This is a genomic window from Paracoccus zhejiangensis (assembly GCF_002847445.1).
In the GTDB taxonomy this organism is placed as follows: domain Bacteria; phylum Pseudomonadota; class Alphaproteobacteria; order Rhodobacterales; family Rhodobacteraceae; genus Paracoccus; species Paracoccus zhejiangensis.
In genome coordinates this window covers 3,524,901-3,540,374 of sequence record NZ_CP025430.1, presented here as the reverse complement: position 1 = coordinate 3,540,374, position 15,474 = coordinate 3,524,901, and the positions used below count along the sequence as shown (strand labels likewise).

Sequence of the window (15,474 nt, the reverse complement as noted above, 5' to 3'; positions counted from 1 at the left end):
CCGGAACACCGATGAACCGCACCGAATTCATAACCGTCACCGCGATCATCCTGTTCACCGCCTTCGTGCTGGGCTGGTTCGCCAGCTGGCTGATCCACCGCCTGACCCGCCCCACCCGCGCCGACATGGGCGAGCTGGACAAGATGGCCCAGCAGCTGCACGAGGCCGAGGAACAGCGCGACGCGGCCATCGCCCGACTGGAGGAGCGCGAGGCCGAGCTGCGCTCGACCCTTGCCGGAACCGAGGCGGAACTGCGTGCCGCCATGGACGGGCTGCGCGAAAGCCGGTCCGAGATCGAGGAGCTGCGCGAGTATATCGAGCTGAAACTGGCCCGCAACCGCGCCAATCCCCCGCGCTGAGCGCCACCTTCGGTCCGGCAACGGAACTTCTTGCGACCGGTGCAAAAAGTACACGAAAACCGCTTGACCCCGCCCGACGCCCGTCCTAAATCCCCCGCACCCGTGGCGGAGTAGCTCAGCTGGTTAGAGCAGAGGAATCATAATCCTTGTGTCGGGGGTTCAAATCCCTCCTCCGCTACCATTTCACTTCATCTGAAAATCGAAGATCGACGCCGGACCAGAAGGGCGCGCGACCTTTGCGATGTTCGCTGCAGCAGGAAAACGGCGCCCGTGACGGGCGCCGCAGATGGTCAGGCTGTGGTGTTACTGCGTGTCGGCCTCAGGTGATCACGTCCGGCCCATCGCGCCCGGTCCGTTCGCGGATGCCCGCGATCGCATCGGCGGCGGCGATGACGGGGGCCAGCGCCTCCTGCGCGTCCCGCCCCAGGGCAGCGGGATCAGTTTCCAGTTGCTCGAGATAGACCCTCAGCGTCGCGCCCTCGGTGCCGGTGCCCGAGAGGCGGAACACGGCGCGGCCGCCCGAGGTGAAGCCGATGCGGATACCCTGCCCGGTCGAGCGCGAGCCATCCACCGGGTCGTCATAGGCGAACTCGTCCGCGGTGGCGACGGTCAGCGGGCCGAACTCCTGACCCGGCAAAGTGGCAAAGCGCGCGCGCAGATCGGCCATCAGCCCGTTCGCGGCGGCGCTGTCCACCGCCTCGTAATCATGGCGCGAATAGTAGTTGCGGCCATAGCGCGACCAGTGATCCTCCATCAGCGCGGCGACCTGCTTGTCGGTCGCGGCAAGGATGTTCAGCCACAGAAGCACCGCCCAGAGCCCGTCCTTCTCGCGCACATGGTTCGAGCCGGTGCCGGCGCTTTCTTCGCCGCAGATGGTGGCCTGCCCGGCATCCAGGAGATTGCCGAAGAACTTCCAGCCGGTCGGCGTCTCGAAGCAGGAAATGCCCTTGGCCGCCGCCACCCGGTCCACCGCGCAGGAGGTGGGCATCGAACGCGCGATGCCGGCCAGCCCGTCCTTGTAGCCCGGTGCCAAGTGCGCTAGGTCGGCCAGCACCGCGAGGCTGTCCGAGGGGCTGACATAGCAGCCCTTGCCGACGATCATGTTGCGGTCGCCATCGCCATCCGAGGCCGCGCCGAAATCCGGGCCATCGGCGGCATACATGTGATCCATCAGGTCCTTGGCCCAGATCGGGTTCGGGTCGGGATGGCCGCCGCCGAAATCGGGTTTTGGCGTCCCGTTGACCACCGTGCCCTTGGCCGCGCCGAGGCGGTTCTCGAGGATCTCGGTCGCATAGGGGCCGGTCACGGCATGCATGGCGTCGAAACGCATCCGGAAGCCGCCGGCGAACAGCGCGCGGATGGCGTCGAAATCGAACAGGCTCTCCATCAGCGCCGCATAGTCGCTGACCGGATCGACGATCTCGACCCGCATCCCGGCAAGGCTGGTCTCGCCGATGCGGTTCAGATCCACGTCCTGCGCCTCGGCGATGCGATAGCTGTCGATGACCTTCGTCCGCTCGAAGATGCGGTCGGTCACGCCCTCGGTCGCTGGGCCGCCATTGGGGCCGTTGTATTTAAGCCCGAAATCCTCGTCCGGCCCGCCCGGATTGTGGCTCGCCGAGAGGATCAGCCCGCCATCGGTGCCGCGCAGGCGGATCAGGTGCGAGGCGGCTGGCGTGGAGAGAATCCCCGCCTCTCCGACGATGCAGGCAGCCGCGCCATTGGCGGCGGCCATGCGCAGGATCACCTGGATGGCACGGTCGTTGAAATAACGGCCGTCACCGCCGACGACGAGGGTCTTGCCCTCGACCCCGCCGATGCCGTCGAAGATCGCCTGGACATAGTTTTCCAGGTAATGCGGCTGCATGAAGACGCGGGTCTTCTTGCGCAAGCCACTGGTGCCGGGCTTCTGGCCCTCGATGGGCGTGGTGGGGACGATAGTCGGGGTCATGCGTGCTCTCCCTTCGCCGTTCTGGCCGCTGCTCGGGCCCTGGATCTGGTCTTGTCGATCAGGTCAAAGACCGCGACCGAGTTTTCCTTGATGTCGTTTCTCAGCGTCGCCGGGGCGAGGATGCCCTCTTCGGCAGTGTCAAAGCAGCGCCGCCAGAACTGGCCGTCAGGGGCCTCGGGCAGGGTCACGCGCTGCGCCGCGCCGGCATTGAAGACGACATAGATCGCGCCGAGACGCGGCTCATAGGGCGGCGTCCCCCGCGCCATGCGGACCTCCATCCCCAGCAGGTGCAGCGCTGGATTTGCCCAGTCATCCACCGTCATCGGCTGGCCGTCGGCACGGCGCCAGTAGAGATCGGGCTTGCCATCGACGGTGCGCGGCAGCGAGTGCAGGAAGCGGCTCTGGCGCAGGATCGGGTTGGCTTTGCGGAAGGCGATGATCTTCTGGCAGAATTGCAGGAAATCCTCGTCCACATCGGCCCAGTTCACCCAGCCAAGCGGGTTGTCCTGGCAATAGGCGTTGTTGTTGCCGCCCTGCGAATTGCCCAGCTCGTCCCCGGCCAGGATCATCGGCGTGCCCTGGCTCAGCATCAGGGTGGCCATCATGTTGCGGCGGCGGCGGGCGCGGCGGGCGAGGATCTGGGCGTCATCCGTCGCCCCCTCGATGCCGCAATTATCCGAGAAATTATGGTCGTGGCCGTCGCGGTTTTCCTCGCCATTGGCCTCGTTGTGCTTGGAGTTGTAGCTGACGGTATCCATCAGCGTGAACCCGTCATGCGAGGTCAGGAAATTGATCGAGGAGGTCGCGCGCCGCCCGTCATGGTCAAAGCGCACCGACGAACCCGCCGCGCGGCTGGAGAGTTTCGGCACCATGCCCGCATCGCCCTTCCAGAAGCGGCGGACCTGATCGCGGTAGCGGTCGTTCCATTCCGAGAAGGGCGCGGGATAGGCGCCCAGCTGATAGCCGCCGGGTCCAACATCCCAGGGCTCGGCGATCAGCTTGACCTTGTTCAGGACCGGGTCCTGCCGGACCGCGCGCAGGAAGGGCGCATCACGGGTAAAACTGCCGCTGGTGCGCGCCAGCGTCGAGGCGAGGTCGAAACGGAACCCGTCCACCCGCATCACCTGCACCCAGTAGCGCAGCGAATCCATCACCAGCCGCAGGGTAAAGGGATGATCGAGGTTCAGCGAATTGCCGCAGCCGGTATCGTCCTGATAGTATCGCCGATCCCCGGCCAGCCGGTAATAGCTGGCATTGTCAAAGCCCTTGAGGCACAGCGTCGGCCCCATCTGGTCGCCCTCGGCGGTGTGGTTGTAGACCACGTCCAGGATGACCTCGATCCCGGCCGAGTGGAACCGCGCAACCATCTGCTGGAACTCGGCGATATCGCCGCCCGAGAGATAGCGCGGATCGGGCGCGAAGAAGCCATAGCTCATGTAGCCCCAGTAATTCTTCAGCCCGCGCTCGACCAGAAAGCGGTCATCGACGAAGGCCTGCACCGGCAGCAGCTCGATGGCGGTGATCCCGAGCTTGTCCAGGTGCTCGAGGATCGGGTCCGAGGCCATGCCGAGGAACTTGCCCGGATGCAGGATGTCCCGGCGCTCGGCCGTGAGGCCCTTCACATGCGCCTCATAGATCACCGTCTCTGACCAGGGATGGCCAAGCGCGCCGCCGGCCTCGCCCCAGGTGAAGGCGGGGTCCACCACCACGCTGCGCGGCATGAAGGGCGCGCTGTCGCGGCGGTCAAAGCTGAGGTCACGGTCGGCACTACCGATGGTATAGCCGTAAAGGGCATCGTCCCAGACCGGCGCACCGGTCAGCTTCTTGGCATAGGGATCGATCAGAAGCTTGTGCGGGTTGAAGCGATGGCCGTTCTGCGGATCATAGGGGCCGTGGACGCGATAGCCATATTGCTGGCCGGGCTGCATCCCCGAGATATAGCCGTGCCAGACATGACCGTCCCGCTCGAGCAGGTCGAGGATGACGGTCTCTTCGCCCTCTGCGCTGAACAGGCACAGCGACACCTTGGTGGCATGCTGCGAGAAAACGGCGAAATTGACGCCCTCGCCGTCGAAGGTGGCACCCAGAGGATAGGGGCGCCCGGCAGAGAGGTTGATCCGGCTTAACATCACTTGCCCAGGAGCCTTTCATAGAGTTCGGCATAGCGGGCAGCGGATTGGTCCCAGCCCACCGGCTGGCTCATGGCATTGCGCTGCATCTTCGTCCAGCGCTCGGGGTCGGCATAGAGATCACAAAGCCGCTCGAGCGCATGGGCCAGAGAGGCGGCGGTGACCGGGAAGAACTGGATGCCGGTTGCCACCTCGCGCGCCATGGTGGCGGGCGTGGCGGGGATGACGGTATCGGCCAGTCCGCCGGTCAGCGCCACCAGCGGCAGCGTGCCATAGCGCAGCCCGTAAAGCTGCGTCAGGCCGCAGGGTTCGAAGCGCGAGGGGACCAGAATAGCGTCACCCCCGGCCATCATCCGGTGCGACAGCGCCTCGTCATAGCCGATGCGGATGCCGACATTCGGCCCCGCAGCCGCCTGAAACGCCGCCTCCAGCCCCTTGTCGCCGGAACCGAGCAGGGCCAATTGCCCGCCCTTGGCGAGCAGCGCCGGCAGCGCCTGCAGCAGCAGGTCCAGCCCCTTCTGATCGCTCAGCCGCGACACCACGACGCAAAGCGGCCCACAGGCTTCGGCCAGTCCGAACTCGTGCTGCAACGCCGCCTTGTTCGCGGCCTTGCCCTTGGCGGTCTTGTAGGGGGTGATCGCCGCATCGGTGGCGGGCGACCAGGTCTCTTCGTCGATGCCGTTCAGGATGCCCGAGAAGCTGTCCTTGCGGGCGCGCATGACGCCTTCCAGCCCCATGCCGAATTCCGCGGTCATCAGTTCTGCCGCATAGGTGGGCGAAACCGTGGTCAGCCAGTCGGCGAAGACCAGACCGGCCTTCAGCGCCGAGATCTGGCCCCAGTATTCCAACCCGTCCGAGGTGAAATCGACCGGCGCGATCCGAAGCCCCTGCATCTTCCATGCTGGGGCGAGGCCCTGAAAGGCGATGTTGTGAATGGTGATGAGCGTGCGCACCCGACCGGCAGCCGGCGAGCGGGCGATGTAATAGGGCGCCAGACCCGCCTGCCAGTCATGGCAATGGACGATCGCGGGTTGCCAGTCACCGATGGCGCCATTGGCGATCTCGGAGGCCACCCAGCTCAGCGCCGCAAAGCGTTCGGGATTGTCGGGCCAGTCGCTGCCCGCCGGGCTGAGATAGGGCCCGCCGCTGCGGTCATAGAGATGCGGCGCGCTCAGAACCAGGAGGTCCAGACCGGCCACCTCGGCGGCCAGCAAAACGGCTGGCCCACCGAAGCAATCGGGAAAGCGCGCGACGATCTCGTTCTCGCCCAGCATCCGCATCACCTGCGGATAGCCGGGCATCAGCGTCCTCAGCCGGACGCCAAAGGGTTCGAGCGCCGCAGGCAGCGCGCCGGCCACGTCGGCCAGCCCGCCCGTCTTGATGATCGGTGCAACCTCGGATGCGACCGACAGTACCTGCGTCACCGCGCGGCCTCCCATTTCGCCACCATCTCCTTGGTGATGAGGGTCGTGCCCTTGTCGGTGACGCGGAAGAATTTCGCATCCTCGACCGGGTCCTCGCCCACCACCAGACCTGCCGGGATCTGCACGCCGCGGTCGATGACGCATTTCGTCAGCCGGGCCGAGCGGTTCACCACCACATGCGGCAGCACCACCGCATGATCCAGCACCGCGTAGGAATTGGTGTGGACCTGCGTGAACAGCAGCGAGTTCCGCACCTCGGTCCCCGAGATGATGCAGCCGCCCGAAACCATCGACGAGATCGCCACGCCACGGCGGTCCTTCTCGTCATGGATGAACTTGGCCGGGGGCTGGCTTTCCGAATAGGTCCAGATCGGCCAGTCGCGGTCCCAGAGGTTCAGGTCGGGGTCGAAATTGGTCAGGTCGATATTCGCCTCCCAGAAGGCATCGATGGTGCCCACATCGCGCCAATAGCTGGGCTTGCCCTCGGTCTTGACGCAGCTGTCGTCAAAGCGATGGGCGATGGCCTTGCCGTTCGCCACGATGTCCGGGATCAGGTCATTGCCGAAATCATGGCTGGAATTCGTGTCCTCGGCATCCTTCAGCAGAAGGTCGCGCAGGAAGGCCCAGTTGAAGACATAGATGCCCATCGAGGCCAGCGCCTTGCTCGGATCCTCGGGCGTGCCGGGCGGATCGGCGGGCTTTTCCAGGAACGAGGTGATGCGGCCGCTGGCATCGGTGGCCATGACGCCAAAGGCCGTGGCCTCTTCCCGCGGCACGGTCAGGCAGCCGATGGTGACATCCGCGCCCTCCTGCACATGCTGGCGGATCATCATCTCGTAATCCATCTTGTAGATGTGATCACCGGCGAGGATGACGATGTAGTCGATGCCATAGCTGTCGACGATGTCGATGTTCTGGGTCACCGCATCGGCGGTGCCGCGATACCACATGTCCTCGCCCATGCGCTGCGACGCCGGCAGCACATCCAGAAACTCGTTCCGCTCGGCCCGGAAGAAGTTCCAGCCACGCTGGCAATGGCGGATCAGGCTATGGGCCTTGTATTGCGTGGCGACCGCCATCTTGCGGATGCCGGAGTTCATCGCGTTCGACAGGGCGAAATCGATGATCCGGGTCTTGCCGCCGAAATAGACCGCGGGCTTCACCCGGCGGTCGGTCAGTTCCTTCAGCCGCGAACCGCGCCCACCGGCCAGAACGAAGGCCATCGACCGCTGTGCAAGTCGTCTATCATCCGTCATCTTTACAGTCCTCCCACTGTCGCGGCGATCACCGCGTCGATTGTTCCAAGCGTAACATCACGGTCGCAAGCGGCGGCAGGCGGATCTCAATCGAGTTCCCCAGCCCGTCCCATTCCTGCGGGCTGCTGTCAGCGCCCGCAGCATTCACCCGGTTGCCGCCGCCATAGGCCTCGGCATCGGTATTCATCACCTCGACCCAATGCCCCGCCTCGGGCACGCCAAGGCGGAAATGCCCGCGCTCGACCGGGGTGAAGTTGCAGATCACCACCACCGGCGCATCGCCCTCGGCCCCCGTGCGGGTAAAGACCATGGTCGATTGCTGCGGGTTGTTGGCGATCCAGCGGAAGCCCGCGGGGTCGCAATCCTGCCGGTAAAGCGCGGGGGTGTCGCGATAAAGATGGTTCAGGTCGCGCACCAGCGCCTGCACGCCCTGCTGATGCGCGCCATGCAGCGCGTCCCAGTCCAGCGAGACATTGTGGTTCCACTCTTCCCACTGGCCGAACTCGCAGCCCATGAAGAGCAGCTTCTTGCCCGGGTGGCCCCACATGAAACCGTAATAGGCGCGCAGGTTGGCGAACTTCTCCCACTCGTTCCCGGGCATCTTGGCAATCATGCTGCCCTTGCCGTGAACCACCTCGTCATGGCTGATCGGCAGGATGAAATTCTCGCTGAAGGAATAGTCGATCGGGAAGGTCATCAGGTGATGATCGTAAGAGCGATAGACCGGGTCCTTCTCGATGTAGCGCAGGGTGTCGTTCATCCACCCCATGTTCCACTTGAACCCGAAGCCAAGCCCCCCCGCATCGACCGGGGTCGAGACGCCGGGGAAAGCCGTCGATTCCTCGGCCACGGTGACGATGCCCTCGACCCGGCCATAGGCCTGCACGTTCATGTCCTTGAGGAAATCGATCGCCTCGTAATTCTCGCGCCCGCCATCGCGGTTCGGCACCCATTCGCCCTGACGCCGCGAATAGTCACGGTAGAGCATCGAGGCCACCGCATCCACGCGCAGCCCGTCGACATGGTATTCCTCGAGCCAGTAGAGCGCGTTGGCCACCAGATAGTTGCGAACCTCGGTTCGGCCGTAATTGTAGATCAGGGTGTTCCAGTCCTGGTGGAAGCCCTCGCGCGGGTCGGCATGTTCATAGAGATGGCTGCCATCGAACTGCGCCAGACCATGTGTATCCGAGGGGAAATGGCCGGGCACCCAGTCGAGGATGATCCCCAGACCGGCCTTGTGCGCAGCTTCGACCAGATCGCGGAATTCATGCGGCGGGCCGAAACGAATGGTCGGCGCATACATGCCCACCGGCTGATAGCCCCATGAGCCGTCAAAGGGAAACTCGCTGATCGGCAGGAATTCCAGATGGGTGAAGCCCATAAAGGTGGCGTAATCGACCAGCTCGGTCGCGAGCTCCTTGTAGCTCAGCGGCCGGTTGCCCTCGGCCCGGCGCCAGCTGCCCAGATGAACCTCGTAGATCGAGATCGGCTGGTCGCGCCGGCTTTTCTCGGCCCGGCTTTCCATCCAGTCGCCATCGTCCCAGCCATAGCCCGAGATGTCGCGCACGACCGACGCCGTTTGCGGCGGATGCTGCGCGCCAAAGCCCACCGGATCGGCCTTTTCCAGCAAGCCACCATGCTGCGGCGCGATCTCGTATTTGTAGAGCGCGCCATCACCGATGCCGGGGATGAACAGCTCCCACACGCCCGTCACACCGACGCGGCGCATCGGGTGGCGGCGACCGTCCCACTGGTTGAAATCCCCGATCACCGAAACCCGCGCCGCATTGGGTGCCCAGACCGCGAAATGCGTGCCATCGACACCCTCATGCGCGCGGACATGGGCGCCAAGCGCATCCCACAGCCGGCGGTGCGTGCCCTCGCCCATCAGATACTGATCGACATCGCCCAGAACCGGGCCAAAGCGATAGGGATCGTCAAAAACCCAGTCGCGGCCATCCTCGAACTGGGCGCGCAGGCGATGCGGGGTTTTCGACACCGGCACCGGCCCGCCGAACAGCGCGCCCTCGATCCGGGGCAGCTCGACCGTCTTCTTGCCGACCTCGGCCACCAACGAGACCGCATCGGGGACCAGTGCCACGATCCAGGCCTTGCGGCCCTGCTTGTGCAGGCCCAGCACGTCGAAGGGCGCATCATGCCGCGCCTCGAGCAGCCGCGACACATGCTGCCCGGAAAGATGCGGAGGAAGATCAGCCGTTGTCATGTCTCGCGCACTCCGTCCTGTGGTTGCTGTCTGCCGGCCCGGCAGTCTGCCCTACCCGTTCCGTTTCCGGCCGATGACAAAGCCGTTGGCGGCCAGCGTCACCTGACCCTCGGCAATCTCGGCCCCCTGCGTCAACAACTCTTGCACGGGTTGTGCCAGATCGATGGTGACCGGCTCGGCCGAAAGGTTAAAGAGGCAAATCACCGCCTCGCCCCGCTCGTAGCCCAGAACCGGCTCGGGCAGGTCGAGGAAGCGGATGTCGCCAAGCCGCAGATCCGGCTCGGCCCGGCGCAGCGCCAGCATCTCGCGGTAGAAGGCAAGAACGCTGTTCGGCTTGCCCTCCTGGGTCGAGACCGCCCGCGCCTGCTGCGGCGCCTTGACCGGCAGCCAGGTCTTGTTGGCCTTGGAAAACCCGCCATTCGCGGCCCTCGCATCCCAGACCATCGGGGTCCGGCAACCATCGCGGCCCTTGTATTCCGGCCAGAAGGCGATGCCGTCCGGGTCGGTCAGTTCCTCGAACTCCAGCTGCGTATCGACCAGCCCCAGTTCCTCGCCCTGATAGAGACAGACCGAACCTTCGAAGCTCAGCAGCATGGCCGCCGCCTGCTTGGCCAGCGCATCCTGGTCTGCCGCATGGGGCAACCAGCGCCCGACATGGCGCGGCACGTCATGATTCGAGAAGGCCCAGCAGGGCCAGCCCTCGGGCGCGCCCTTGAAGAAGCCTTCGATCCGGCTGCGGAAATGCTCGGCGCTGAAATTCGGCCCCAGCATCTCGAAGGAATAGGCCATGTGCAGCTTCTTGCCGCTGGTATATTTCCCCATCAGTTCGATCGACAGATGGCTGTCTCCGACCTCGCCCACGGTGGCGCGGGCGTCGAATTCGTCCATGAGCGCGCGCAGCCGTTCGAGGAACGCCAGGTTCTCGGGCTGGTTCTTCGAGAACAGGCAGAACTGCATGTCGAAAGGCTTCAGCGCCTGCTGCGACCAGGGCAGGTAATTCGCCGGGTTGTCGCGCAGCAGCTTGTCGTGGAAATAGAAGTTGACCGTGTCCAGCCGGAACCCGTCCACCCCGCGCTCGAGCCAGAAGCGCATAGTCGAGAGCATATAGTCCTGCACCTCGGGGTTATGGAAGTTCCAGTCCGGCTGTTCCTTCAGGAAGTTATGGAAATAGTACTGACGGCGGCGCGAATCCCAGGTCCAGGCCGGGCCGCCGAAGATCGACTGCCAGTTGTTCGGCGGTGTGCCGTCAAGGTTCGGATCAGCCCAGACATACCAGTCGGCCTTGGGATTGTCGCGCGAACTGCGCGATTCGGTGAAGAACGGATGCTGGTCCGAACTGTGCGAGATCACCTGGTCGATGATGACCTTCAACCCGAGCTTGTGGGCCTTCTCAACCAGCGTGTCGAACTCGGCCAGCTTGCCGAAGCCCGGATCGATGTCGGTATAATCCGACACGTCATAGCCCATGTCCTTCATCGGCGAGGGAAAGACCGGCGACAGCCAGATCGCATCGACCCCCAGCCTGGCGACATAATCCAGCCGCGAGATGATGCCGGCCAGATCGCCAATGCCGTTATTGTCCGAATCCATGAAGGACCGGGGATAGATCTGATAGGTCACCGATCCGCGCCACCAATCCGCGCCCCCTCGTTCAACAACCATCGGCACCCTCTCTACAATCTTCGATTCGCTCATGTTTGCGATAACATTTTTTAACCAGACTTGCCAATCCGGCACGAGTTGCAAGTACCGATTGCGCGGGGCGGCGCATTTTGGCCACGAGTGAGCGGCTTAGTCGAGGTGAGGGACGAGCAAACGCACGCGCGGAAACCGGCCTGCGGCGGAAACATCGGGTCTGGGAAGGACACTTATCGCCCGGCATCTCTGCTGCGATAAGTGGTGCCGCTGAAGGGACTCGAACCCCCGACCCCATCATTACGAATGACGTGCTCTACCAGCTGAGCTACAGCGGCCTCTGGTGCCGCGCCGGATAGCAGGTTCCATCCGGCGGGAAAAGGGGGCGCGACAGATTTTCCGCCGCGCCCCCGAAAGCGATCAGGACTTCTTGCCGGAAGGCGGCAGAACCTCGTCCTCGGGCGGCTCGACATCGGGGCGCACCAGCACCGGCTCGGCCGGGACGGGCTTGGCCGTATCGGTCATCACCGTCCCATTCAACGGCGCCTTCTCGGTCGCCGGGGCGGGGGCCGGTTTCACCACCTCGCGCGCAGGTTCAGGCGAGGTATCCGTGGAAGACGGCTCGATCTCCACGAAATCAACCTCGCGCGGGACCATGCCGGGGGCCACGGCAGCAACCTCGACGCGGGTCGCGCGCTCGGTCGCCGCGCGCGGTGCCGCGCCATTGGGTTTCGGCGCGGGTTTCGGCGTCTCGGTGACGATCTCGGCTTCTTCCGCCACGACCGTCGCCGGTTTCGGCGAAGCACCAACCAGAAGCGGCAGCATCTCTGCCCCCGGTCGTCCGGTCGTGGCGGTCAGCTTTTCATCCGGCACACGCCAGCTCAGCGTGTCGAAGCCGCCGCATTTGTCGCAGACCGGGGCCCAGTCCACCATCACGTTCTGGCATTTGTCGCAGCACCATTGCGGCCCGCGCGAGGCGGTCAGCGCGCGCGCCAGCCAGCCGCGCACCACGGCATCATCGGCACCCTCGCCACGTTCGACCGCGGCCATGATCGACAGCGTGCGCACGGTGGGCTGGGTCTCGGCCAGATTGCCAAGCGCACGCCGCGCGCCGGGGAAATCCTCGGCAGCCAGCGCCAGCTCGGCACGCAACAGACGGCTTTCCTGATCGTCCGGGTTCTTGCGGATCAGGTTCTCGAAGCGGCGCTGCCGCGCCACCGGGGTCTCGTCCGGCACGATCTCGGCATAGGCGGCGGCAATGTCGGGATGCGGGCGCACCGACCAGGTCTTTTCCAGAACCCGGCTCGCGTGGCGCGGATCGTCCTTGGCCATATAGCTGCGCGCCGCCAGCACCGCCGCCGGGATCAGGTCGGGCGAGGCGCGGTTGGCCGAGATCGCCGCCTCGCGGGCGCTGATCGAATTGCCTTGCGCCAGAACCTCGCTGGCCTCCTGCAGCGCCAGAACGGCGTCGCGGCGGATATGCACATCCTTCGGCAGATCGCCCTGCTTGCGCTGGTCCTTCAGCACGCCCCGCGCGCCCTTCCAGTCATGCCGCTGGGTCTGCAGTTCCAGCAACGTATCCTGAACCTCCTTGTGGCGCGGCTTCAGCGCATAGGCCTTTTCGGCCAGCTTCAACGCCGTTTCGGTGTCACCGGCCAGAAGCTTCTGCCGCATCAGCCCGCGCACGCCGACAAAGCGCGTGCGGTCATCCTCCAGCAGTTTGCGATAGACCGCATCGGCGCGCGTGGTATCCCCGGCCACCTCGGCCGCCTGCGCCGCCAGCAGGTTGGTGACATGCGGCTTGTCCAGGTATTTCTCGGCCTTGGCGGCCTTTTCCTGCGCCAGCTTGCCCTCGCCGGCAGCGACGGCCAGCATCCCCTCGCCCAGGGCCTCGTAACCCCGCCGCTCGCGCGAGCGGGCGAAATAGCGGTTGATGGCGGTCTCGTCCCCGGCGAGGAAGCGCAGGAAGGCCACGAAAAGACCCAGCAGCTTCATCGCCAGCCAGGCCGCGACCATCAGCACCAAGAGGCCGATGATGACCTGAACCGGCCCCAGCAGGTATTCGGTGCCGTTGAATTCCAGTCTCAGCGACTGGCCGGTTTCCGACAGGTGCATCGCCCCCAGCGCGACGGCGAGGACGACGGCAAAGAAGAACAGGATTTTCAGCAGAGACAGCAGCATCGTGTTCTCCCTTAGTTCGATTGGCCGGCGAGTTCGTTCAGCGCAGCGCGGGCGGCGACATGAGCCTCGGCCCCGGCCAGCCATGCGGCCATCTCGGGCTCGTCCCGCGCGACGGCGGGCAGGGTCTCAAGCTCAGTCAGCGCGGCGGCCAGATCGCCCGCCTGCACGGCGGCATCGGCGCGCGACAACACCGCATCGGGATCGGCCCCCTCGCGCGGCTCGACCGAGCGGGCGCCGGTCTGCGCCCGCAGGAAATTCCCGATCAGCGTGCCGCCATCGGCCTCGGCCGAGCTGTCGCGCAGCGCCACCTTCAGCGCCGCACGCGCGGCAGGTGCAAAGCCCTCCTGCAGCACCGGCAGGGTCGGCGGCTCGGCCTGCACCGCCTCGGGCGCGGCGACGCCGGCATCCTGCAATTGCTGGACGGCGGCATCGGTCGAGCTGCCCTCGTCCAGCGCCGATTTCAGCGCCGCGACGGCAGCCACCGCCTCGGCCCGGATCGTCGAGTTCTGCGCGGCTTCCTGCAGCTTCTGCGCCTCGGCCAGGGCAGAATCGATCTGGGTCTTGGCGGCTGCGGCCGCCTGTTCCAGCTCTGCCTGCATCGCGGCCAGCCGCTGCTGCAGCTCCGGCGAGGCCTCACCGCCACCTTCGACGGGCCCGGCGGTTTCCAGCGCCGTCAGCTTTTCGGTCAGCGCGGCGATCTGCTGCGACTGCGCCTCCAACGCGGCCTGCAATTCCGGCGTGGTATCGGCACCCGCCGGCATCTCCGCAATGATCTGGCGCGCAGCCTCGGCCCCGGCTTCGCCGGCCTGCTGCGCCACCGCCTCGCCCTGCGCAGCGATCTGGGCCGAGGCTGCCGTCGCCGCCTCGCCCAGAATTTCCTGCTTCAGCGCGGCGGTATCGACCGCCGCCGCCGGCTGCAGACCGTTCGGAAAGGCCCAGAGCGCAGCCGCCGCACCGATCCCTGCGGCCACGACGCCGCCAAGGGCCACCGGCCAGAAGCCGTTTTTCTGCACCACGGGCGCCGGGGCGCCGCTGGTTTTCACCGGTTCAGTCCTGGCGGGTTCGCTCTTGGCGGGTTCGGGCTTCGCGGCCTCGGTCTTCACAGGTTCGGCCTTGGCCGGCTCGGTCTTGGGCACCGTGGTCGCGGGCTTCGCCAGCGGAGTCGCCGGCGCGGTCTCGGCCGAAGCCACCCGGTCCTGCGTGGTCGAGACCAGCACCGTCGGCTTCACTTCAGTCTTCCTGGCCGCAGCCGCCTCGGGTTTCTTCTGTGCGCCGAGCAGGGCCGAGTCGGCGGGTTTCACCTCGCCTCCACTGGCCGCAGCCTTGGCGGCAGTGCCGGCCTCGACCGCCTTGCTCTCGATCACCGAAGCGTCCGCCGCCGGCTTCTTCCCGGTCGTGGCAGTGGCTGCGTCCTTCGCCTTGGATTCCGCGCTGGATTTCGCAGGCGTCTTGTTCTCCGGATTTTTCACGTCTTTTCCCCGTCAGAAGTTCGGCGCGGGCCCCCGCCTCGGCGCGACCCTTTGGCAGCCGATACTAGAGAGCCGCCGCCCCCGGCTCAACCCGCTCTCCGCATCATTGTTCCGGCGAAAGCAGGCTCAGGATCGCTTTTATTACCCCGTCGGCATCCGGGCGCGCGGCGATCCGCGACCGCTCGACCGAATGGCCCCAGTTGGCCCGCGCAGATTCGCTGATTGCTGCCAGCCAGATCGGGGCTTTCGGCGCGTTTTCCGCCGCTTCGGACAGAAGCCGGGCCGAGCGTGGAGAAAAGAGTGGCAGGATCACCGGCGCCGCGCCAGCCAGCAGACCCTGCGCCGCATCCGACAGAGGCTGCGACCATTGGTCATAGACCACCATCCCCTCGACCGGCAGCGCGCGCGCCAGATGCCGGCCTTGCGGATGGATCAGCGGCACCGGGTTGGCGGCGATCAGCGGCAGCAGCCCCCCGGCCTCGCCGGTCGCACCTTCCTGCACGTCGAAACCCGCCGCCCGCGCCAGCGCCGCCGTTCGCGGCCCGACACACAGCGCCAGCCGCCCCTGCCCCGGACCAGCGGTGGCGACCGCATGGGCCGAGGTGAAGACGAGGCCCGGCGCCGAGGCGAGGCGCGCGGCGTCATGCGCGACCGGCACGATTCGCAGGATCGGCGAGATCACCACCGGCAGCTCGGGCGGCAGCCCGGCGGCAAAGCGGCGCGAATCCGCTTCGGGCCGGGTCAGCAGCACGGTAGGGCGCGGGGGGACGTCGGGGGCGGTGCTTGGCATTGGCAATTCCCTGGTGAGGGTGATACCCCGAAGCCCTAACCCCGCGACCCCGACAT

10 protein-coding genes and 2 tRNA genes are annotated in these 15,474 nt (G+C 66.0%); 2 read left to right on the top strand and 10 right to left on the bottom strand.

From position 1 onward, the window contains the following. Nucleotides 1-11 precede the first annotated feature (11 nt). Together CX676_RS17180 and CX676_RS17175 are read left to right on the top strand one after the other, a co-directional pair. Entirely contained in the window at nt 12-359 is a 348-nt protein-coding gene (locus tag CX676_RS17180; RefSeq protein ID WP_101753641.1) for a cation:proton antiporter, read from the top strand. Between the two features lie 104 nt (nt 360-463). Beyond that, nucleotides 464-540 (top strand) — tRNA-Met (locus tag CX676_RS17175). A gap of 138 nt (nt 541-678) precedes the next feature. On the opposite strand, the gene CX676_RS17170 is transcribed toward CX676_RS17175, so the two are convergent. The 10 genes from CX676_RS17170 to CX676_RS17125 form a co-directional block, all read right to left on the bottom strand. Further along, nucleotides 679-2,310: an alpha-D-glucose phosphate-specific phosphoglucomutase gene (locus tag CX676_RS17170; protein ID WP_101753640.1), complete on the bottom strand. Its 1,632-nt coding sequence runs from the start codon at nt 2,308-2,310 to the stop codon at nt 679-681. Continuing rightward, the gene (gene glgX, locus CX676_RS17165) at nt 2,307-4,439 is read right to left on the bottom strand and encodes a glycogen debranching protein GlgX (RefSeq protein WP_101753639.1); all 2,133 of its coding nucleotides are present in this window, start codon (nt 4,437-4,439) and stop codon (nt 2,307-2,309) included. Before glgX ends, CX676_RS17170 begins: the two co-directional genes overlap by 4 nt. Further along, on the bottom strand, nt 4,439-5,878 hold the full coding sequence (gene glgA, locus CX676_RS17160) for a glycogen synthase GlgA (RefSeq protein ID WP_232816507.1): 1,440 nt from the start codon (nt 5,876-5,878) through the stop codon (nt 4,439-4,441). The genes glgX and glgA overlap by 1 nt, the downstream gene beginning before the upstream one ends. Continuing rightward, the gene (gene glgC, locus CX676_RS17155; RefSeq protein WP_101753638.1) at nt 5,860-7,119 is read right to left on the bottom strand and encodes a glucose-1-phosphate adenylyltransferase; all 1,260 of its coding nucleotides are present in this window, start codon (nt 7,117-7,119) and stop codon (nt 5,860-5,862) included. Before glgC ends, glgA begins: the two co-directional genes overlap by 19 nt. Before the next feature lie 28 nt (nt 7,120-7,147). After that, complete coding sequence (glgB, locus tag CX676_RS17150) at nt 7,148-9,343, bottom strand: 1,4-alpha-glucan branching protein GlgB (RefSeq protein WP_101753637.1); 2,196 nt, start codon at nt 9,341-9,343, stop codon at nt 7,148-7,150. Nucleotides 9,344-9,394: 51 nt separating this feature from the next. After that, a complete protein-coding gene (locus CX676_RS17145) occupies nt 9,395-11,005 on the bottom strand; it encodes an alpha-amylase family glycosyl hydrolase (protein ID WP_101753636.1) in 1,611 nt (536 codons plus the stop codon). A gap of 235 nt (nt 11,006-11,240) precedes the next feature. Beyond that, a tRNA-Thr gene (locus CX676_RS17140) sits at nt 11,241-11,316 on the bottom strand. Nucleotides 11,317-11,398: 82 nt separating this feature from the next. Then, nucleotides 11,399-13,159, bottom strand: coding sequence for a heme biosynthesis protein HemY (locus CX676_RS17135; protein ID WP_101753635.1), 1,761 nt, complete (start codon nt 13,157-13,159; stop codon nt 11,399-11,401). Nucleotides 13,160-13,170: 11 nt separating this feature from the next. Beyond that, nucleotides 13,171-14,628 (bottom strand): COG4223 family protein, encoded by a 1,458-nt coding sequence (locus CX676_RS17130; protein ID WP_101753634.1) that lies wholly within the window; start codon nt 14,626-14,628, stop codon nt 13,171-13,173. 103 nt (nt 14,629-14,731) lie between these two features. Beyond that, nucleotides 14,732-15,418, bottom strand: coding sequence for a uroporphyrinogen-III synthase (locus CX676_RS17125; RefSeq protein WP_101753633.1), 687 nt, complete (start codon nt 15,416-15,418; stop codon nt 14,732-14,734). Nucleotides 15,419-15,474: the final 56 nt, after the last annotated feature.